This is a genomic window from Chitinibacter bivalviorum (assembly GCF_013403565.1).
Taxonomy (GTDB): Bacteria; Pseudomonadota; Gammaproteobacteria; order Burkholderiales; family Chitinibacteraceae; genus Chitinibacter; species Chitinibacter bivalviorum.
This window is the reverse complement of sequence record NZ_CP058627.1, coordinates 2,451,891-2,471,473: the sequence shown is the minus strand read 5'-3', so window position 1 is coordinate 2,471,473 and position 19,583 is coordinate 2,451,891. Positions and strand designations below refer to the sequence as shown.

Sequence of the window (19,583 nt, the reverse complement as noted above, 5' to 3'; positions counted from 1 at the left end):
GAGCGCAGGGCGAAGGCGAAGTCGGCCTATTTCAGCACATTGAGCACTTCATAACACGCGCCCATCGTGTGGTAATCGGTTTTACCTGCGGGTGATTTTTCATTATCGATTTTTTGATTGGCAGGGCTCAGAATGCGGAACCACGCGCCATATTGGTGATCGACAAAATATTCCCAGCTATAAGCCCAAATTTTGTCGTACCACTGCCAGTATTTTTCCTCGCCGGTGCGCTCGGCCAGCAGTGCGGCGGCGGCAAATGATTCGGCTTGCACCCAGAAATATTTGTCTTCGTCGTATGGCGCACCAGCCAGATCGTAGCCATAAATCAGCCCGCCATGTTGCGCATCCCAGCCCGATGCCATCGCCGCGTCAAATAGCTCGCGTGCGCGTTGCAAATGCCACGGTTGCGGGTCGTGCCGATCGAGAATCAGCAGCAGTTTCGCCCATTCGGTTTGATGGCCAGTCTGAAAGCCCCAAGGGCGGAAAATATTGCTGCGATCGCCTTTGTTGTATTCCAGATCAGGCGTCCAGTCGGTACGGAAATGCTCCCAGACTTGCCCGCCGGTGAGCGCCGCTTGGCGCTGAGTGAAGTTGTGCGCAAGCAACTGCGCGCGTTGCAAATAGCGCTTGTCCCCCGTGGCTTCAAACGCCGCCAGCATCGCTTCGCAGCCGTGCATATTGTCATTTTGACCACGGTATGGGTCTAGGTGCCAATCAGCGCTTGCTTCGCTGGCATATACACCATGCTCAGGCAACCAGAAGCGTTGCTCCATCAGATCATAAGTTTCAGCCAACAAGCCACGCGCCTCCTCCACGCCGCAGCGCAGCGCGCAGGCGTAGGCCAGCATCACAAACGCTAGCCCATAGCATTGATTGGTCGCGTCAACGGCTTGCCCGTCGCGCACCACCCAAGCGTAGCCACCCGTGTCGGCATTGCGGTGTACGTCGCGAATAAAGGCGATGCCGTGGCGCACGCGTTCTTGATATTGCGGCTCGCCAAATTGCAGCCATGCCATCGCATTATTGAAAACAAAGCGCGTCGACGAGACTAAATGCCGCGTTTTGGCGTCGTAAATCGTGCCGTCATCAAGGTAATAATGATAAAAGCCGCCGTTTGGATCGACCGAGCGCGGGTCGTAAAACGATAAAGTATGGCGAATATGATCGAGCAAAAATGAGCGGGTACGGAAATCAAGCATGAGCTGCCCCTTGCAATAAATGAGATCGAGTGTTCGCCAGATGGACGATCAGCTCGCCGAATAAAGTATTGGTCCACGCAAACCACGACCGCGTGAAGTTAGCCGGATTGTGTACATCAAACGACTCGTGCATAAAGTAAGTGCCCGCATGGCTGTGCTGCAGCATCGTCAGGCACTTGGCAATCTCGGCATCATCGTCGCTGGTCAGTGCGCGCATGATAATCGACATCGGCCAGATCATCGGCGCGAGCGTATGCGGGCTGCCGTTGCCTTCAAATTGCGCGGTTTTGAAAAACCACGGGTTATCTTCTGACAGTACAAAGCGGCGGGTATTGGCGTAAACATCATTACCAATAAGGCTTTCATCCAGATACGGCAGGGCAAGCAGGCTAGGAATATTTGCGTCATCCATCATCAGCGCATTGCCGTAGCCATCGACTTCAAAGGCATAGATTGCACCGTATTTCGGGTGCTGCACCACGGCGTATTGCTCAAGTGCGGCGGCGACTTCGTCGGCAAAGGCGGTGCACTCGGCGGCAAATTCGGCTTCGTTAAATAGCGCGGTCACCATCTGCGCCAATTGGCGCAGGCTTGCCACGGCAAAGAAATTGCTCGGTACAAGGAAAGGGTAAACGCAGGCATCGTCTGACGGGCGGAACATCGACGCGATCAGCCCTACAGGCTTGAGCGGATTGCCCCAGCCGCCGCAAGGCAGCGTATCCGATTGCCACGCGGTGGTGCGCGTAAAGCGATACGGGCCGCGATCGGTTTTGCGTTGCTGCTCGCGCATCGTCGCCACCGCCAGCTTCATGGCCGCCAGCCAGGCCTCGTCAAATGGTGGGTCAAACGGCGGGTCAAACGGCGCGCTGTCCTTGCTCGCACTCCAGTAGCCATGCGCGAGGCGAATCGCGTAGCACAGCGAATCGAGTTCCCATTTGCGCTCGTGCAACTCGGGCTTCATGTCGGTATGATCTGATTGCCATTCACTCTCCGCCGCGCCATCGTTAAACGCATTGGCGTAGGGGTCGATCAGGATGCATTGCGCGTGGCGACGCACTAAGCCGGCGATCATTTTGCCTAGCGCTGCGTCTTGTTGTACCAGTGGCAAATACGGCCAGACCTGCGCGGCGCTATCGCGCAGCCACAATGCATGAATATCGCCGGTAATCACAAAGCTATCGGGTATGCCGTCGATTTCACGGTATTGAACCGTCGTATCGAGCGTATTGGGGTAGCAGTTGATAAAGAGCTGACGCAGCTCGGGTTCGGTAATCAGCGCCGCGACGCGCTGGAGTTCGGCTTCAACGGCGGCGCTGCTAAATTTTCGCTCCGCCGGGCGCTGGTTTGGGTTTGCTGCGGTGTTCATAGTGCTTGTACCTCGTGGTCACGCAGGCTGGCGATGAGTTGGCCGGCGGCATTGCAGGCAAACAGCACGGCGCGCTCGCTCGGTAAAGTCAGGCGATAACGCTGGCCGTTGTGATTGTCGATAAATTCGCAGACTTCATCATTAGCCGATTCGCTGACCAGTATCCACAGCGAAGCCTCATTAAAACTGAGCTTCTGGATGAATACCCCAGCTTGTTCGCCAGATAGCCATTCTATCGGTGGCGTGATCTCGGCCAGATGCATCGCTTCGCGATAGAGCGCGGCCAGTGGCTCGGTGCGATCGTTCATTTCCAGCGGCAGCGGGCACCACAGTTTTTTCTCGTGGCGATGAATTTGCCCACTGCGATTGCCCTGATACAGCCGTGCGATTTTCTCGCCGCCAAAGCTGGCGCGGTAGCGAGTACCGGCGATGCTGATGCTCGCCTCGCGTTGCAAGTTTTGCGTATCGGTTTCGCTAAACAGCGGTGTCGTGCTGTTCCAGTGCTCGTCCAGATCGCAAGGGCCTGTAAACAGCACCGGCATCGCCGTTTTGCCCAACCATTCGCGCGCCGCGCCGCACAGCGCATGTGGGCTGGGGACGAGCACCAGTTTGGCGGGCGCAGCATCAAGCGCGGCCAGATCATATTCGCTGATCGCGCGCACAGGCACTTTGAGCTCGTATTGCAATACGCGCACCAGTCTTTGCGTGGCTTCCATTGCAAAGCGGCGGTTGCTGTAATCATTGCTAAATGGATAAACGACGGCGATGTCTTCCAGCTCGCGCTCCAGCATCAGCGGCGCGATGATTTTGAAGAAAGCGCCAAAGTCATCGCTGATCTGCGCTTCGGGTTTGCGCGTGCCATCGGCGCGGCAGGCGCCGATATGCGACTCGTTGATGTTGTCCATGTGGTAATTGATATTCCAAATCCACTGCACCGCACCCGCGCCACCGTTGATAAAGCCGTAGGCGTATTTGCGCTCCAACAGGCGAGAGAGCTCAGCTTCCGAGCGTTTGCTGCGGCCATTGGGCGCTTCCACATGCATGATGCCGGTTTCTTGCACCAAGCTCGGTTTGCTCGCCGTTTTGCTGAAAATCGTATCCCAAGCCAAATCATCGTTGAGCCACCAGCTATGCACATTGGTGTAATCGACTGCTGGGGCAAAAAAGAATGGCGAGGGGCGCTGCATACCCAGCGCTTCGTCTTGGCCGACAGTGACGAGGCGTTGCGGCGCAATCTGGCGGATAGTCTCGGCGAGGTCTGCCGCCCATTGCGTGTGCATATCTTGCGTAAATAGCGTGTAATCGAGCCAGATGCCGTGCTGTTTGGCGCTGATCTCGGTGGTATTGAGGCCGACATCCGTTGGCTCGGGCGGCCGCACGGCCGACCAATCGGGCAAATCGGCAGGGCTGACATGCCAGCGCGCGCGCCAGACGTTCAGATCAGGTTCTTTGGCTTGCAGCCAATTTTGGAATGCCGCGATTTCAAATGGGTCGCGCAGCGTGCGTGGCCCAAGGAAAACGCGCTGCGGGTCAAACATCGACGGCTCGTTGATCAAATCCCAATGCACATGGCTAGCCGCATTGTGGCGGCTGACGATGGCGGCGATAAAGCGTTTCTGCGCGGCAATCGCGCGTGGGTCGAGGTAGGGATTGCTGCCTTCCCAGCTTTCGGGCGTAAACGCAAAAAAGGTAAAGCAGGTTTCCAGCTCATGCCGTTTGGCGGTGAGGAAAAATGCCGTGATCGCACGGATCGCGCTTTCCTGCGCATGGCCGTCGGCAAACATCACTTGCCGCCATGCCGTCCAAATGCCGGTGCGCACATAGTTGATGCCCATGCGCGCGAATTCGGCCATATCGGCGTCCCAAACGGCGACATTGGGCAATTGCAAGAATTTGCGATGCACATCGCTGGCCATATACGTCATGCCAACAATCGGTACCGGCTTGCCGGCGCGCGAGAAATAATCGCGGCCACATTCAAGCGGTGCGCCACTATTGAGCAAGTCTGCGTCATAGCCCCAAAAGCCTTGCGAAATCTGCCGCACTTCGCCTTCAGCCGAGGTGAGCTGACATTCAATGTGATAGCAGCCTGCTGCAATCGCAAACGGTAGCGTGAAGCGCTGGAAAATCGGGCCGTGTTGGCCGGTATGCAAGGTCAATGCGGCTTGGTGAACGAGCTGATCATTGAGCCGCACGCTCAATTGCGCTTTCCATTCGCTGATCGCGCTGGCGCGCAAGGCCTCCATTTGCAAGGTGATGCTCGCCGCTTCGCCGGGGTAATAGCAGGCAAAGTCGGGTTTGATTGTGATTTCGGTCGCGCCACGCGCGCTCAGTTGCGCCCAATCGAGTAAAGCGGCCGCACCACCTTGCGCCCAAAATGCTGGCGTCGGGTCAATATTGGCCAAGACCCAACGGCCACCGGCAAAAGCGCCGCGATGATTTTCAATCAGCACCACCGGCGCGGCGATTGCGCGATCTTGCGCGTCATTGGCGGTCAGTAGCGGATAAATTCGCGCATCCATCGGGCCGCTAGAGCCTGATTCATTGGCGCAATCTTTGTGCTTGGTTGGCATCAATATCAAGCCACAAGTGGGGGTATTGGCTGGAAATGATTTGCTGTATTGGTATTGATTCGGATACTCATGGCTTGTATTGATGACTTGCGCGGTAGCGCAATCGACTGCGAGGGCTTCATGAATATTCAGATCGCGAAACAGCGCATCATCACCCGCCAGCGGAAAGCGCCCCAGCGATACCAAGCCGCCACCCCGTTGCAAAAAGGCCAGCACTTGCGGCCAGAAATCACGAGGGCAATCGGCCAAGATCAGCGCATCGCCCGCACCGGCGTGGGCAAGGGGCGATGGTTGGGTCTTGCTTGCGGGGTCGAGTGGAATGGCTTGTTGTGCTTGAAGTGCGGCTTGCGCTGGTAAGAGTGGGTCGCTACTCAGAATAAAAACACTCATGGTTTATCCTCGGGCTAGCTGTACCAGTGGCTTGGTGAGCGATCTGGGTCATAGGCTGCTTGAGTATAGCCAGAATATGACGAAGACATCTGGTGCGGCGGCTTGTTGATTTGACTGCAATTGAGCTAGCTTAAGCTCAGCTTTGATCGCGCAACAAGCGCTTTGAAGTGTGAATAGTGACGGGAACAAAATGGCAAAAAAATAGCCCGCTTGCGCGGGCTCCAACTCTCTCTATGAAATGCGTGTTCAAGGCGTATTCCATCAACATCAGTGTAGCGATGCGATATGCCGCTGTCCTCGTACTATTGCAGACTGATTTTGTGGCAAACTACCAATTCGTAATGAAAGCTTCAGTGAAATGAAAGGCAGTTAGATGTCGAATTTCGAATATGGTGTACCCGAGCGGCGAATTCATAGCCTGATTAATCGACTAGAAATGCGTTTGGCCGAGCCGATCCGCTTGGATGAATTGGCGCGGCAGGCCTGCTATTCGGTGCATCACTTTGATCGGGTATTTGGTGATCATGTCGGGCAAACGCCGATGGACTATCTGCGCCGCCGCCGTTTGCAGCGCGCCTGTATGCGCGTGCGCTATGAAAAAACGGCCATTACCCAAATCGCCCACGCCACCGGTTTTTCATCGGATTCGGCCTTTGCCAAAACGTTCAAGCAATACTTCGGCTACTCGGCGCGCGATTGGCGGCAAGGTGCTTGGCGTAGCTATATGGACAGCACCGCGGTAGTCTCGAATCAGGTCAATGCCGAGCTGATGCAGCAAGCCGATGCCTGGTATGCCAGCCGCGAGCCGTTTCGCATCGATGTGGCGCAGCGTATTCAAGTGCGCGAATTAGCGACTAGCCAATATTTGTACCGCAGCTGGCGTCTGATGCTGGGCTGGGCGCAGATCGGCGCCGCAGTCGATCAAACGATTGCCGATGGTGAAAAGCTCGGTCTGGGTGGGTTGCAATGTGTCTGGCTGGAGCGCGAAGACGGCGGCCTGATCCGTGTTGATCATCGTTTATGCGAATTTGGCTTTATTATCGACCCGCGCAGCGAGCTGGTCTCGCGTGATTTTCCCGACTTTATTCGCGGCCAAATTGCCGGCGGGCTGTATGCCTGCTTGCCGTATGTGAATGAAATGCCGCTGTCGCGCTGGATGCACGAAGACTGGCTGGAGCAGCAATCAGTCTACGTCTTCGACGGCCGCCGACCGTATATTGAGCTGAGTAAATGCATCGATGGCCAGATTATCGGGCAATTACTGATGCCGATTCAGCGGGCGTGTTGACGTGGGTAGATTCACTAACTTGTATCAAGTTTACTCATTCTTAACACTAAATCTGAGATAGGTCGCTGTTACTATTTGAATTTGCGTTGTATGTTTTTAAAAAAATATTTTGTCGTATTTGAGGATGTTATGAGTGATTTTCTAGAAAAAATTAAGTCAGATAAGTTTACCAAGCATGAGCTGGAAAATATAATTTGCAATGCTAACTCTAAGGGGCGCATTGATTTACTTGAGGCTGCAAAAATTGCACTGGCAAAATACGATAAGTCTAACAGGCCAAAGATAATCAAGAAAATGGATGGATATTATATTACAGATGTGGCCTGTGATAATAATGGAAATGTCTTGAATCCAAAGTTGATTGAGATCGCTACGGCATTGGTGGATTGTCCATTTGTTGATGAAATTGCAATATTAAAGACCGAGGTTAGATTTTATTTAAAGGGTAGGCATATGCTGGCTGGTGTGGCTGGGGTTAACTTATTTAGGGTTGGCCTCCTAGATGAGAATAAAATTAAAGATTCAACTATTGAACGCTGGAAGGAGGTTGGTGTTATTGTTAAGGGGCAGTATTTTGATGCGACATATGTAGATGTTCATTTTTCTTCCTTGGCACAGATCACAAAAGCTATTGGTTCTGTGGAATTTGCCTGATCTATTCAATCCCATCTTGCGAGTTTCTATTTGTGAGTTTTATGTTTTTACAATAGAGTGTAATCGTTTGTTGACTAATTAATTTTAATCTTGGTAATAATTATGGAAGCCACTCAGATTACTTGGCAAACATTGCCAGCTCCACATTTAGTCGCTCCTCTTGATTTGCGAACAAGCTTTACAAGTGAAGAATTTTTGAAAATCAAGGCAGGCTATATTCCAGAGGAAATGGAGGAGAAGTGGTTTATATACTACGCGGATGGATGGCTTAACTTTCATCGAAGCTGGACTGGATTTCTGATTTATCGGCTACAAATATTACAATTAAATAATGAATTCTCCGTGCTTGATTCATGGGTTAATCGTGATCCTGAACAATACCAATGTGTCGATGTTGTTAAGGATAGAGAAATTGTAATGGATGTTATTAATAATCTGTTGCTTGCCAGGGCTGTTACGCCTGCTGTCGAAAATGCTATAAAGACCGCGCCAAAGAAGACCAAAGTAGACGGGCAAATTACGGGGCTGTCAGGAGAGTTTTTTGTTGCAGCAGAACTTTTAAAGAGAGATATGCAGACCTCACTGACATTTGGTAATGCAAAATCAATCGATATATTTTCTTATAATCAAAGTACGAATAAGACTTTCAATGTTCAAGTGAAGTCGCTTAGGAAGAAAAACTGGTTTTTGATCTCTCCCGATAGAATAGTGAGAAATCACATATACGTTTTTGTAATATTAAATTTGCCAGGTATTTCACCACAATATTACATTGTTCCTGGGCATGTTTTTCTCGATACACCTGAAAGATTTTATCCAGGATTAAATGATCCCAAGATGCCCGGTGTCAGTCCAAAGCAGCTTGCTGCTTTTGAAAATTCTTGGGAGGTATTCCTTAATTAAGCTAAGTAGTTCAGTGGGCCAATTTTGAATTTCTGTGGGAGCGGACTCCAATCAATTGCGCCTCATTACTTAAATTGTTCCACTGAACTACTATCTAGCGTCGTAGGAGGTTGTTCATCAAACAAAAAAAAGCCCGCTTGAGCGGGCTCCAACTCTCTCGTATGAAATACGTGTTCAAGGCGTATTCCATGTAAAACATTCTAGTGTCCTGGCGCCGATATGTCCTTGTACTATTTAACTTCGGGCGTGTGACAAATTACCCGATCGTCATGCCGGCTTTATTCTATGGGCCAGAGCAGCGTACGTTGCGATCTAAAGCAGCGGGCTTCTTGCGTAAATGGGTCAATAAAGCGCAGCTCGCGCGCCAGTAATTGCAGCGGCTTGCTAAAGTCATCACCTTTTTCGTCGAGCACAACGGGATACCATGGGTCATTGACGATCGGAATATCAAGCGCGGCTAAATGCGCGCGCAGTTGATGCTTTTTGCCGGTGTGCGGTTCAAGGAAGTAACGCGCCCATGCGCCTTGGCGTTCGATCAGGCTGATTTTGGTTTCGCTATTGGGCTCACCCGCCACTTCGGCCATGGTAAAAAACTCGCCAGAAGCACGCTCTAGTCGCGAGCGATGGACGAGGGGTAAATCCAGCTCGGCGCGGTATGGGGCGATGGCTTCGTATTGCTTTTGCACTTCACGACTTTCAAATAGCTGCTGATACGCGCTGCGGCTGGCTGGGTCGAGGCAAAATAATAAAACGCCGGCGGTTTCGCGATCTAGCCGGTGCATCGGTGCGATTTCCTGTATGCCGAGCAAGACACGCAGCCGCACCAAGGCGGTTTCTTTGACAAAACGCCCGGCGGGAATCGTCGATAAAAAATGCGGTTTATCGACGACGATAATGCGCTCGTCTTGGTACAGAATGTCGATCTCAAACGGTACGCGCGTTTCTTGCCGCACGGCGCGGTAGTACCACAAATAGCCGCCCGCGACGAAGGGCGCATCGGCGGCGACGGGCTGCGCCGCATCGTCATAGATTTCGCCCGCGGCGAGGCGGGTTTGCAGCAAGCCGGCTTCCAGATAGGGGAAGCGTTCTTCTAAAAACGCCAACATCGTGTCCCAAGGGCCGGGGCACAGCGCGACGCAGCTTGGAGCGAGGCCATCAATCGGGGGGAGGGGGGAAACAGCTTTTTTCATCGTGCTTAGTTTACCTGTAAAAACAAAAGCCCCACATGGGGGCTTTTGCTCGGTGTGTCAGGCTTATTTTTCGGCCTTGGGCTCACTGGCGTCATGCGTGGCTGGACGCTTAATTTTGAAATCGAGCTTGGCGTTGAAAAACTCGCGCGCTTCATCGACGTCTTTGAGTAGCGCTTTGATTTCAGGTTCTTTAAAGCTATCGAGTGTTTGATAGAAATAATCAAAGCTCTCTGGGTAGGCAAAGGCCGCTTGGCGGATCAATTGATGCGCAATCGCTTGGTTGCCACTTAAGGCCTCTAATACCGCTTGATCGGTCATTTGGCCGGGATAGGGGCGCAGCGCATTTTGTTTGCGCAAGATCGCCAGTTTCCAATCCATTTCGCTACGGCTGGCGACAATGTAATTGCTCAAACCATGCTCGGCGTAATAATCGATGAGCGGATTGTTGCGCATCGATTCCAGTGTGGCGATGCGGCTGGCATTGAGCTTTTCATTGCCAGCAGGGTCCATGATCGGATAAATCTTCAGATAAAGCTGACCACCGAGAACACATAAGCCCAGTGCCACACCGCCCCAGAGTGCCCAGCTCATCCGCGCAATCGATGCCGGGAAAGCCAGACGCGGCGCACCTTGCTGCATAAAGATCAGAATCACGGCAAAGGGGCCGAGGAAGTGGAAATACCACAGCGGATATTCAACCAGACTGTGCAAAATGGAGACCGCGCCCAAGGCCGCCGCAAACATCACGGCCGGATTGCGCCATGCGCGCAGCACTTGGCTGTAGGCATAAGTAATACCTGCCACAATCATGCTGGTGCCAATCACGCCTGTTTCAGCCATCAAATTGAGGATGGAGTTATGCGCATGGGTAAACAAGACGCTTTCGGATGAAATCGCAAACTCGGGGCGCACCTGCAAAGCGATACTTTGCGAGCCCCACGCGCCCCAACCAATACCCAGCCATGGATGATTGAGGAAGGTAATCCACGCTTTTTGCCATTCAACCAAGCGGCGCGAGCCGTTTGAATCAATACGATCCAGCCCCGTTGGCACGTCGTTTTTGGCTTTGAGCAAGGCTTGTAATAGCTCGTTCACCACGGGCGCAAGGAACTGCATCAAGATAATCAAGGCCGCAGCAATCGTTAGTGATTTACCAAACTCTCGCAAAGTTTCTGCGCCGCGCCACCAGAGGAATAAACCCGCTGGCAACCAAGCCAGTGCATAAAGGAATGGCGAACGTGAACCGCAGAAGGCCAATGACAGCGCCAGCCAAGTCGCTACGATCCAAAACATCCACTTGGGCAGCTCATCTTTTTGCGTAACCAGATACGCCGCGCTGGCCAAGCCCCAAGCCAGATAATGCCCGTACATGTTTTTCTGGCCGATATTGCCAAAAATCAGACGTGGGCCGTCTTGAATCAACTGCACAATTTGCGGCACAGCCAAGCCCGAATTGAAAATCGCGCCGGCCAATAAGCCCCAGGCAAACATATTCAATAGTCGCTCAGCACCATACACCGCGATTGCGCGCGCCAATGACCACGCCGCACCTGCCGCTCCCAGCGCGTAAATCACCGGATAAAGCCGCTCGGTGCTATAGCCATGGCTCAGTACCAGTGTTTGCAAGCCGATCACGCCTGCAAACGCAATCCACATCAGACTAACCCAAGGTGGATTGCTCTTTTCACCGCGCTCGCTCGGCACCAACACGCCAGCCAGCGTGATTAGCACGCAGAAGAAAAAAGCGGCGAGCTCAGAGGGGAAAACCGGATTGGGGTCCCAGCGAAACGGGATGCCACACGGCACGGCGGCCAGTAAAAAGAGCAAGCCTTGGTAGAGGCGAAGTTGGTAAGAGCTGAAGGGCATTATTAAACTCGGATCAGGATTGTTGTGGCTGAGCAGTGGTCGGCTGGTATAACCAAGCCGCAACCAATACCCCTGCCTCGTATAGCAGCCAAAGCGGTATCGCTAATAGACATTGAGATAATACATCAGGTGGCGTCACAACGGCGGCGATGACAAATGAGCCGACAATGACATAAGAGCGAATTTCGCGCAGTTTGGCGATGGTGACAAAGCCCATGCGCACCATCACGATAACGGCAATGGGGACTTCAAAAGTCACACCAAAGGCCAAAAACATGCCCATGGCAAAGTCGAGGTATTCGCCCGAATCGGGTAACCATTGCATGCTGGCGGGTACCACTGAGGCGATAAATTTGAATACCACGCCAAATACAAGGAAGTAGGCAAACGCCATTCCGAGTAAAAACAGCAGGGTTGAGGCAACAACAAGCGGCAGAATGAGCTTTTTCTCATGCGTATAGAGGCCGGGCGCCACAAAGGCCCAGATTTGATACAGCGTATGCGGTAAGGTCACGACGAAGGCGACCATCGCGGCGATTTTGACCTGTACCAGAAACGGTGAAGCAATGCCGATGGTGACGAGCTTTTGCCCGGGCAAGACCGCGGCGAGCGGTGCAACGAGCACGTCATACAATTTGGCCGAGAAAGCAAAGGCAATCAGAAAGCCAACGATAAAAACCAAAGCACCGCGAACAAGGCGGATGCGTAATTCAACCAAATGACTAATCAAGGGTTGCAGATTGTCGCTGATATCACTCATTGTTTAGCGCCGATCCGAAGGTAAAGGGCTGGTTTCGTTTAAATCGGCAAATAAATCGAGCTGTTCTTCATGAAGATCGGCTGTTTTATCAGCATGGGCCGATTTGCTTTTGACCTTGGCGGGTGGCTCGCCACTGCTATCGGGCTGAGCGCTAGGCTCTGCCGTGGGTAGATTGACCTGCGGGCTCAGTGCGGGCTCTGGCTCGGCAGTGGTCGGTGTTTCCGCAACGGCTATGCTCGGCTGTGCGGCGGTGCTGGGGGTTGTTTCGGCGGCAACTGCGGCCTGCTCGCTACTGAGCGTGGCTTGAAAGTTGGCTTCCAAATCAGCAAACGCTTGCCGCGTTTCAGCCATCGGCTGGTGAATCGTGTTTTTGATTTCCGCCGCCTCAGCTTCGATTTCTTTTTGAATCTGCGCCAATTCGCTCGCTTGCATTTCGCGCTGTAAATCACCTTTGACGGTATTCACAAAGCGCTGCAAACGCCCAAACAACATGCCCGCCGTGCGTGCGACTTTGGGCATTTTTTCTGGGCCAACGACGACCAGCGTCACCGCGCCGATGACGAGCAATTCACCAAGACTAATGTCAAACACGCGCGATTACTTCTTATCGGTCGGTGGCGTAACGTCGATAATGCGATTTGGATCTTTGGCGGCAGGCTCTTCTTCGCCTTTCATGCCGTCTTTAAAACCCTTGATGGCCGAGCCGAGGTCTTTGCCGACGTTACCGAGTTTTTTGGTACCAAAGACCAAAACCACGATGGCCAAGACAATTAACCAATGCCAGATGCTGAATGAACCCATGATGCACTCTCTTTCTATTGGGGTATATGAATGAAAAGCTTATTTTATAAGGTTTTCATTTAATTACTGTTGCGGGGTACCTAAGATGTGCAGATGCAAATGGAATACTTCCTGCCCACCGGCCAAACCCGTATTAATGGCGGTTTTATAACCAGCGCCCAAGCCATTGTCGCGCGCCAGATTAGGCGTTAATGCTAACATTTTCCCCAGCAAGGCTTCGTCCTCTTTGGTGGTAGTCAGCATCGAATCGATATGCTTCTTTGGGATAAGCAATAAGTGCACCGGAGCGGCGGGGCGAATATCCCTAAACGCCAGCACATCGTCATCTTCATAGACTTTGTCGGCCGGAATAGCGCCGCTGGCGATTTTGCAAAAAATACAATCAGTCATATTTAATCCTTGTCGCGAGCTTAAGCGGGTTTGCGGGCGGCTTTTTCTTCGATGCCCGAAATGCCTTCACGGCGCGCCAATTCGGCCAGAACATCTTCCGCGCTCAGGCCTTCATGTGCGAGCAAGACCAGCGTGTGAAACCAAAGGTCAGCCACTTCGCGTACCAAATGCAATTTGTCGCCATCTTTGGCGGCCATAATGGTTTCGACGGCTTCTTCACCGACTTTTTTCAGAATGGCTTCCTGACCTTTGCTGTAGAGCTTGGCAACATACGATGAGCTAGGGTCGGCCTCACGGCGTTCGGCTAGGGTTTGTGACAAACGTTCCAGAATTTCAGCGGAAATCATGTCCTGCTCCAATTGAAAACTTGTAGATTATATTGCACTGGGGTGACAAGTTTGTGTCGCTGATCAAGTTCAGCACCGCCAATGCTTAGTGGCTATGGCCGTAAATTGCGCTCGGATCTTTCAACACATCTTCAGTCACTTGCCATTGGCCATCAATCAGCGTGCGAAAGAAGCAACTTTCGCGACCGGTATGGCAGGCGATACCGCCTTCTTGGCGAATTTTATAAATCAGCACATCGCCATCGCAATCGAGCTGCACCGCCGACACGTGCTGAAAATGGCCAGACTCTTCGCCTTTATGCCACAGCTTTTGGCGCGAACGCGTCCAGTAGTGCGCGGTGCCTTTTTCTGCGGTCAGCGCGACGGCCTCACGGTTGGCGTAGGCAAACATCATCACCCGACCTGTTTGCTCGTCTTGGGCGATAACAGGCACTAAGCCCGCATTATCGTATTTGATTTCGTCTAACCAGCTCATTGCAAGACCACTTTTTCAGCCGTGAAATCTGCGACAGGGGCGTAATACACCACCCATTGGCGCGATTCATTGGCGTTGATTTTTCCTAAAGCCCCTTCCATGCGTATCGGTTCGCTCACGCGACCCTTGTCGTCGACAACCGCAGGAGGGCGTTTTAATTCGGTATTGACCGCTGATTTAACAGTCAAAAATAGCGTGAGCTCATTTTTCAATCCATGGCGCATATTGTCGACTTCCATCGACACATTCGCCGGAGTCTGGACGCTGATTTCGCAGGCATTGGCGACACTTGCAGCCAATAACATCAAGCCGCTAATGAGCTGTAGGCTGGTCTTCATCATGGTCTTCATTTAGAAGCGCACTTCAATGCCGGCGGCGTGCATGGCTTCTTTGGCCTGACGCACTGTGTATTCACCAAAGTGGAAAATACTCGCTGCCAAGACCGCATCGGCATGGCCTTGCTTTACGCCGTCAACCAAGTGCTGCAGATTACCCACCCCGCCCGAGGCGATCACGGGAATATCTACTGCATCCGAAACGGCGCGTGTTAGCGGCAAATTAAAGCCGATCTTGGTGCCATCTCTATCCATGCTGGTGAGCAAAATTTCACCCGCACCCATCTTTTGCATTTTTAACGCCCACTCAACCGCGTCAAGACCCGTCGCACGACGACCGCCGTGGGTAAAGACCTCCCAGCGGCTATTGGTGGCGTCGGTCGCCTTGGCGTCAATTGCCACCACAATGGCTTGGCTACCAAAACGGCTGGCGGCTTGCTTGACGACTTCAGGGTTAGATACCGCGGTGGTATTGATGCTGACTTTATCTGCGCCAGCATTGAGCAAGCGACGCACATCATCGGCTTTGCGTACGCCACCACCGACGGTGAGTGGAATGAATACTTGCGAAGCAACGGCTTCGATTACGTGCAAAATCAGATCGCGATCATCGCTAGAGGCGGTAATGTCGAGAAAGGTCAGCTCGTCTGCGCCTTGATCGTTGTAGCGCTTGGCGATTTCAACCGGATCGCCCGCATCGCGTAACTCGAGGAAATTGACGCCTTTCACAACACGACCTGCGGTCACATCAAGGCAAGGGATAATACGTTTGGCTAATGGCATATTTTTTCCGAGCGGGCGTAGGGTGCGCCGCCACTATTCTTGCTGTTGTGCTTTCCAGCTGGCCCAGACGGCTTGCGCCGTTTCAAAGTACTGGCTGCGACCGCCAGCAAATTCGGGGGTAAACCACTGGGTAAACACATTAAAAATCAACTGCTGCACATCCTCGACACTGATGCATTGCGGTAGGCTGCGGATAATACTGCCGACTTCAGGTGCGTAACCTTCCGGCTCGCCGACCAGGCGTATCATCATCGGGTCGGTATCAAATAAAATCTGGCAGATTTCAGTAAACCAGGCTGGATTTTGCTCGCGAATGAGCTGGCCAATATGGCGCTCTTCAGTTGCCCAATCCAGCCACTCAGGTTTGTTGTCGTCTGCCTGATTGTCTGTCATCGGTCTTAGTCTTCACACAGCTCGTCAGCGAGTTCTTGTGCCTTGGCAAAGTCGATGGTGCCTTCGTAAATCGCACGGCCAGTAATGACGCCTTCAATGCCTTCTTCGGCTACTTCGCACAATTTGCGTACGTCATCCAGATTGGTCAGGCCACCCGACGCAATCACAGGAATCGTCAGAGCTTGAGCCAATTTGACGGTCGCTTCGATATTCACGCCCGACAACATGCCATCGCGGCCAATGTCGGTGTAAATCACGCTTTCCACGCCATAGCCTTCAAAGCGCTTGGCCAGATCGATGACTTCGTGGTCGGTGACCTTGGCCCAGCCATCGGTGGCCACCATACCGTCTTTGGCATCAAGGCCAACGATGATTTGGCCAGGGAAGGCATCACATGCTTCGTGCAAGAAGCCCGGCTGTTTGATGGCCGCAGTGCCGATGATGACGTAATCAATGCCGGCATCCAGATACATTTCGATGGTTTCGAGCGAGCGAATACCACCACCCAATTGCACAGGGACTTCGCCATTGATTGCTTTCAAAATCTGCTTTACCGCCGACAGATTTTTGGGCTTACCAGCAAACGCGCCATTGAGGTCGACCAAGTGCATACGGCGTGCGCCTTGACCGAGCCAATGCGATACAAAGCTCGCTGGGTCATCGGAAAACACCGTTGCATCATTCATTTCGCCTTGGCGCAAACGAACACATTGGCCATCTTTAAGATCAATTGCAGGAATAATCAGCATGATTTCAAAAGCATATAGTGAGGGGTTTAATTAAAACAGCTTGTAAAAATAACGCCTTATGACGTATTTCATCAAATTGTTATACATTCCAGTGTACGAAATTTTTCAGCAATTGCAGACCCGCCTTATCGCTTTTTTCTGGGTGGCACTGAATGGCGAAAATATTATCGCGCGCCACCGCCACGGCAAAGCGGTTTGGATACGCCGATTCGATGATGGTATCGGCATCGCTCTCGGGCGCGAAATGGTAACTATGCACGAAATAAAAGCGTTCTGCTTCATTAATGCCAGCCCAAAGCGGGTGCTCGCGCTGAATAAACATTTCATTCCAGCCCATGTGCGGCACTTTGAGCTTCAGCCCTTCGGTATCACGCATGTTTTCTGGCTTGAATTTCACGACTTTGCCTTTGAATACACCCAGGCAATCCATATCGCCTTCTTCACTGTGTTCAAAAAGCAACTGAGCGCCGACGCAGATGCCCAAAAATGGCTTGCTGGCTGCGGCGTCGAGCACGGCTTGTTTTAAGCCACTTTCATTAAGCTCGCGCATACAGTCTGGCATGGCGCCTTGGCCGGGGAAAACAACTTTGTCCGCGCTAGCGACCACCGCAGGATCAGCGGTCAAAATAATGGTGGCATCGTCACCAGCAACCAGCTCAAACGCTTTGGTCACCGAGTGTAGATTGCCCATGCCGTAATCGACGATCGCGATCGTTGGTTTGTGTGCTTGCGTCATCTCAGCCTACCAGTGTGCCTTTGGTGGATGGCGTAATGCCAGCCATCCGTGGGTCAAGCTCAACAGCCATGCGCAAGGCGCGGCCCAAGGCTTTGAAAATGGTTTCGGCTTGGTGGTGGGCGTTTTTGCCTTTCAGATTGTCGATGTGCAGGCTGATCGCGGCGTGATTGACAAAGCCGCGGAAAAATTCGCCAAACAGATCAACGTCAAAGCCGCCAATCATCGCACGCGTGTATTCGCAGTCATATTCCAGACAGGGGCGGCCAGAGAGATCGACCACGACGCGGCTCAGCGCCTCATCGAGTGGCACATAGCTGTGACCGTAACGCACGATGCCTTTTTTATCGCCAACTGCTTTGGCAAAAGCTTGGCCCAGTGTAATGCCGACGTCTTCTACGGTGTGATGCGCGTCGATATGTAAATCGCCAACGGCTTTGATTTCAATATCAAACAGACCATGACGGGCAACTTGGTCGAGCATATGCTCAAAAAAGGGTACGCCAGTATCAAATTTGCTCACGCCTGTGCCGTCGAGGTTTAGCGTGATGGTGATCTGGGTTTCTAGCGTATTGCGAGTAACGGTAACTTGGCGCATCAATGATTCTCGTAAACGGCTCGGCTTATGCCGATCAATACCGCATTTTCCAACAGATTAGCGTTGGCGGGAAGCTCTGAACGCGCTAAATCCGTAAGTTTTGCAATAAAAGCTGTGCTGACAAAGATATTCACCGGCTTTTATCGCTAATTTGGTCTCGCCGCTAGGCCTTTGTTTTTTTGCGAGTTTTGCGCTCAGGCGCACGTAAGGCTGCCGCAATGCCTTCTCGAGCCCAATCGAGCAACTCGGCGCGCTCTTCTAATGCAGACTCAGGGAGAGGGTAGTAACTCATACTCATCGTGCGGCCATCTTTCATTGAATAGCTAAAAGGCGCTAACTCGGCAGCTAAAAAGCGTGGGCGATTGTGTTCGTCGACTTTGACGTACAACACATCGTCGACGACGATGGCAAAAAAGATCTCATCGCAATACAGCCCGTGCCCGCCAAACATGGCTTTGGCACGCAAGTGGCCTAAGGGCTGAAGTTGTTCCAACAAAAAACGAAGGTATTCACTGGGCATGATGCATCCTGCTGAGTTTATTTGTTGTGGTGTCTGGGGTGTAGTTTATGACGGTGTATGTCGTCAGGCTTTTTTTTAAATAAGCTCCTTGATTAAATACCTAGGTTGGGTATTTTTCTGCAGATCGTTCGCCTGCTTTACTACTGAATGAAAAAGACTATCCAGAGTTGCTGTGCTACAAAGCATAGAGTGAGAGGTTCATTATGTCAGCTCCAGCCAGCCCGCCACGCCAGCACACACTAGATCTGATTGACGCGCACATCTTTACCGACCCGGTATTGGCGCGTGGATTTTGCATGTCCTTGTTGCAAGAGACGCGCGAGGCCTTTGATATTCAGCATTTTATTGCGGCCTCATTGCGCCTTTCGCTGATTGAAGATCAATTGGGCGATTTTGCGCAGGCGATCGAGGTTTTGTCTGAGGCGATGGCCTATGCGCAGGAATTCAAATTATTCCAAGAAATGCCGGCCATTTTAGAGCAACTCGGTTGTTGTCATTATTCCTTAGCCCATTATCCGCCGGCGCTATCTTATTGGCAGCAATGCGTATTGCTGTGTGGCAAGCAAGCCAGTTTGGCCAAAACGCGCGGTTTGGCGATGGTCGGGTTAGGGCGTATTTGTGATGTGTGTGGCCAAAACCAACTGGCGGTCACGATGCACGAAGCGGGGCACACCATCTTGCTCGCAACTGAAGACGCCTTTTTGATCACCATGGCCAAAATCAACTGGGCGGTTAATTTGTTTAAGCTGCAGCAATATGCAGCCGCCCGTGTGTTGCTCAATCAGGCGCTGGCCATGAGTCATGCCAATCAATTACCGCATCATGTGGCGGAATGTCACTTTCGATTGGCGCAAATTGCAATGCAAGAAGGGGCGCTGGAGGTGGCTGAGTCCGAAATCGAGGAAGGTTTATTAACTGTTTCCACCACGCCCTATCACTGGGTTGAAGTCAATTTATTAGCCGAATGGGGCGAGCTGGTATTCCATCAAGGGGATGCTGAGCGGGCGATGGAGATCGTCAGAAGAGGCTTGTTGATTGCCCAAGAAGACGGGCTGCGTCATCTTGAAATGCGTCTGGTGCGACAGGCGGAGCGTTATTGCCATGTGCTGGGGATTAAAGAGCTGGCGGCAGAATACGGGCGGCAAGTGAGCTTTTTGCAACTTCACCTGCATGCCGAAATGCCCAGTGACGCTACACTGGATTTAACCCGCTTGCCTGAGCTAGTGGCTTAGTAGGGTATACCTGCCAAGTCCTTTTATAATAATGTTTG

Annotated in this window: 22 protein-coding genes; 4 read left to right on the top strand and 18 right to left on the bottom strand. The window is 52.2% G+C overall.

Features of this window, described 5'->3' with window-relative positions; translation table 11 throughout:
- Positions 1-26: 26 nt before the first annotated feature.
- Genes HQ393_RS11705 through HQ393_RS11695 form a run of 3 tightly spaced genes read right to left on the bottom strand, consistent with a single transcriptional unit; the run spans position 27 to position 5,528 of the window.
- Positions 27-1,199, bottom strand: a complete 1,173-nt coding sequence (locus HQ393_RS11705) for an AGE family epimerase/isomerase (RefSeq protein ID WP_179355349.1) — start codon at positions 1,197-1,199, stop codon at positions 27-29.
- Positions 1,192-2,565 carry a glycoside hydrolase family 125 protein gene (locus tag HQ393_RS11700; RefSeq protein ID WP_179355348.1) on the bottom strand — a complete coding sequence of 458 codons (1,374 nt, stop codon included), beginning with the start codon at positions 2,563-2,565 and terminating at the stop codon, positions 1,192-1,194. The genes HQ393_RS11705 and HQ393_RS11700 overlap by 8 nt, the downstream gene beginning before the upstream one ends.
- Positions 2,562-5,528, bottom strand: coding sequence for a beta-galactosidase (locus HQ393_RS11695; RefSeq protein ID WP_179355347.1), 2,967 nt, complete (start codon positions 5,526-5,528; stop codon positions 2,562-2,564). The genes HQ393_RS11700 and HQ393_RS11695 overlap by 4 nt, the downstream gene beginning before the upstream one ends.
- 373 nt (positions 5,529-5,901) lie before the next feature.
- Here HQ393_RS11695 and HQ393_RS11690 point away from each other — a divergent pair, with 373 nt between their 5' ends.
- From HQ393_RS11690 to HQ393_RS11680, 3 genes are all read left to right on the top strand, one after another.
- Positions 5,902-6,816, top strand: coding sequence for a helix-turn-helix transcriptional regulator (locus HQ393_RS11690; RefSeq protein ID WP_179355346.1), 915 nt, complete (start codon positions 5,902-5,904; stop codon positions 6,814-6,816).
- Positions 6,817-6,945: 129 nt separating this feature from the next.
- A complete protein-coding gene (locus tag HQ393_RS11685) occupies positions 6,946-7,470 on the top strand; it encodes a hypothetical protein (RefSeq protein ID WP_218871140.1) in 525 nt (174 codons plus the stop codon).
- A 102-nt stretch (positions 7,471-7,572) separates the two neighbouring features.
- Positions 7,573-8,373 (top strand): hypothetical protein, encoded by an 801-nt coding sequence (locus tag HQ393_RS11680; protein WP_179355344.1) that lies wholly within the window; start codon positions 7,573-7,575, stop codon positions 8,371-8,373.
- A 278-nt stretch (positions 8,374-8,651) separates the two neighbouring features.
- Here HQ393_RS11680 and HQ393_RS11675 read toward each other — a convergent pair whose 3' ends face one another.
- From HQ393_RS11675 to HQ393_RS11605, 15 genes are all read right to left on the bottom strand, one after another.
- Positions 8,652-9,563 carry a pseudouridine synthase gene (locus HQ393_RS11675; RefSeq protein WP_179355343.1) on the bottom strand — a complete coding sequence of 304 codons (912 nt, stop codon included), beginning with the start codon at positions 9,561-9,563 and terminating at the stop codon, positions 8,652-8,654.
- 63 nt (positions 9,564-9,626) lie between these two features.
- Entirely contained in the window at positions 9,627-11,429 is a 1,803-nt protein-coding gene (locus HQ393_RS11670; RefSeq protein ID WP_179355342.1) for a PglL family O-oligosaccharyltransferase, read from the bottom strand.
- A 13-nt stretch (positions 11,430-11,442) separates the two neighbouring features.
- Positions 11,443-12,189: a twin-arginine translocase subunit TatC gene (gene tatC, locus HQ393_RS11665; protein ID WP_179355341.1), complete on the bottom strand. Its 747-nt coding sequence runs from the start codon at positions 12,187-12,189 to the stop codon at positions 11,443-11,445.
- Between the two features lie 3 nt (positions 12,190-12,192).
- Complete coding sequence (gene tatB, locus HQ393_RS11660; RefSeq protein WP_179355340.1) at positions 12,193-12,780, bottom strand: Sec-independent protein translocase protein TatB; 588 nt, start codon at positions 12,778-12,780, stop codon at positions 12,193-12,195.
- Positions 12,781-12,786: 6 nt separating this feature from the next.
- The gene (gene tatA, locus HQ393_RS11655) at positions 12,787-12,990 is read right to left on the bottom strand and encodes a Sec-independent protein translocase subunit TatA (protein ID WP_179355339.1); all 204 of its coding nucleotides are present in this window, start codon (positions 12,988-12,990) and stop codon (positions 12,787-12,789) included.
- Between the two features lie 63 nt (positions 12,991-13,053).
- On the bottom strand, positions 13,054-13,380 hold the full coding sequence (locus HQ393_RS11650) for a histidine triad nucleotide-binding protein (RefSeq protein WP_179355338.1): 327 nt from the start codon (positions 13,378-13,380) through the stop codon (positions 13,054-13,056).
- A 20-nt stretch (positions 13,381-13,400) separates the two neighbouring features.
- Positions 13,401-13,727, bottom strand: coding sequence for a phosphoribosyl-ATP diphosphatase (locus HQ393_RS11645; protein ID WP_179355337.1), 327 nt, complete (start codon positions 13,725-13,727; stop codon positions 13,401-13,403).
- 85 nt (positions 13,728-13,812) lie between these two features.
- Positions 13,813-14,202, bottom strand: coding sequence for a phosphoribosyl-AMP cyclohydrolase (gene hisI / locus HQ393_RS11640; protein ID WP_179355336.1), 390 nt, complete (start codon positions 14,200-14,202; stop codon positions 13,813-13,815).
- On the bottom strand, positions 14,199-14,543 hold the full coding sequence (locus HQ393_RS11635) for a hypothetical protein (RefSeq protein WP_179355335.1): 345 nt from the start codon (positions 14,541-14,543) through the stop codon (positions 14,199-14,201). The genes hisI and HQ393_RS11635 overlap by 4 nt, the downstream gene beginning before the upstream one ends.
- Before the next feature lie 9 nt (positions 14,544-14,552).
- Positions 14,553-15,320 carry an imidazole glycerol phosphate synthase subunit HisF gene (gene hisF / locus HQ393_RS11630; RefSeq protein WP_179355334.1) on the bottom strand — a complete coding sequence of 256 codons (768 nt, stop codon included), beginning with the start codon at positions 15,318-15,320 and terminating at the stop codon, positions 14,553-14,555.
- A gap of 33 nt (positions 15,321-15,353) precedes the next feature.
- The gene (locus tag HQ393_RS11625) at positions 15,354-15,713 is read right to left on the bottom strand and encodes a hypothetical protein (RefSeq protein ID WP_179355333.1); all 360 of its coding nucleotides are present in this window, start codon (positions 15,711-15,713) and stop codon (positions 15,354-15,356) included.
- 5 nt (positions 15,714-15,718) lie between these two features.
- The gene (gene hisA / locus HQ393_RS11620) at positions 15,719-16,462 is read right to left on the bottom strand and encodes a 1-(5-phosphoribosyl)-5-[(5-phosphoribosylamino)methylideneamino]imidazole-4-carboxamide isomerase (RefSeq protein ID WP_179355332.1); all 744 of its coding nucleotides are present in this window, start codon (positions 16,460-16,462) and stop codon (positions 15,719-15,721) included.
- Between the two features lie 79 nt (positions 16,463-16,541).
- Complete coding sequence (hisH, locus tag HQ393_RS11615; protein WP_179355331.1) at positions 16,542-17,198, bottom strand: imidazole glycerol phosphate synthase subunit HisH; 657 nt, start codon at positions 17,196-17,198, stop codon at positions 16,542-16,544.
- A gap of 1 nt (position 17,199) precedes the next feature.
- The gene (gene hisB, locus HQ393_RS11610) at positions 17,200-17,793 is read right to left on the bottom strand and encodes an imidazoleglycerol-phosphate dehydratase HisB (protein ID WP_179355330.1); all 594 of its coding nucleotides are present in this window, start codon (positions 17,791-17,793) and stop codon (positions 17,200-17,202) included.
- A gap of 163 nt (positions 17,794-17,956) precedes the next feature.
- Positions 17,957-18,313 (bottom strand): TfoX/Sxy family protein, encoded by a 357-nt coding sequence (locus HQ393_RS11605; RefSeq protein ID WP_179355329.1) that lies wholly within the window; start codon positions 18,311-18,313, stop codon positions 17,957-17,959.
- 203 nt (positions 18,314-18,516) lie between these two features.
- Here HQ393_RS11605 and HQ393_RS11600 point away from each other — a divergent pair, with 203 nt between their 5' ends.
- Positions 18,517-19,545, top strand: coding sequence for a tetratricopeptide repeat protein (locus tag HQ393_RS11600; protein ID WP_179355328.1), 1,029 nt, complete (start codon positions 18,517-18,519; stop codon positions 19,543-19,545).
- The last annotated feature ends 38 nt before the right edge of the window (positions 19,546-19,583 follow it).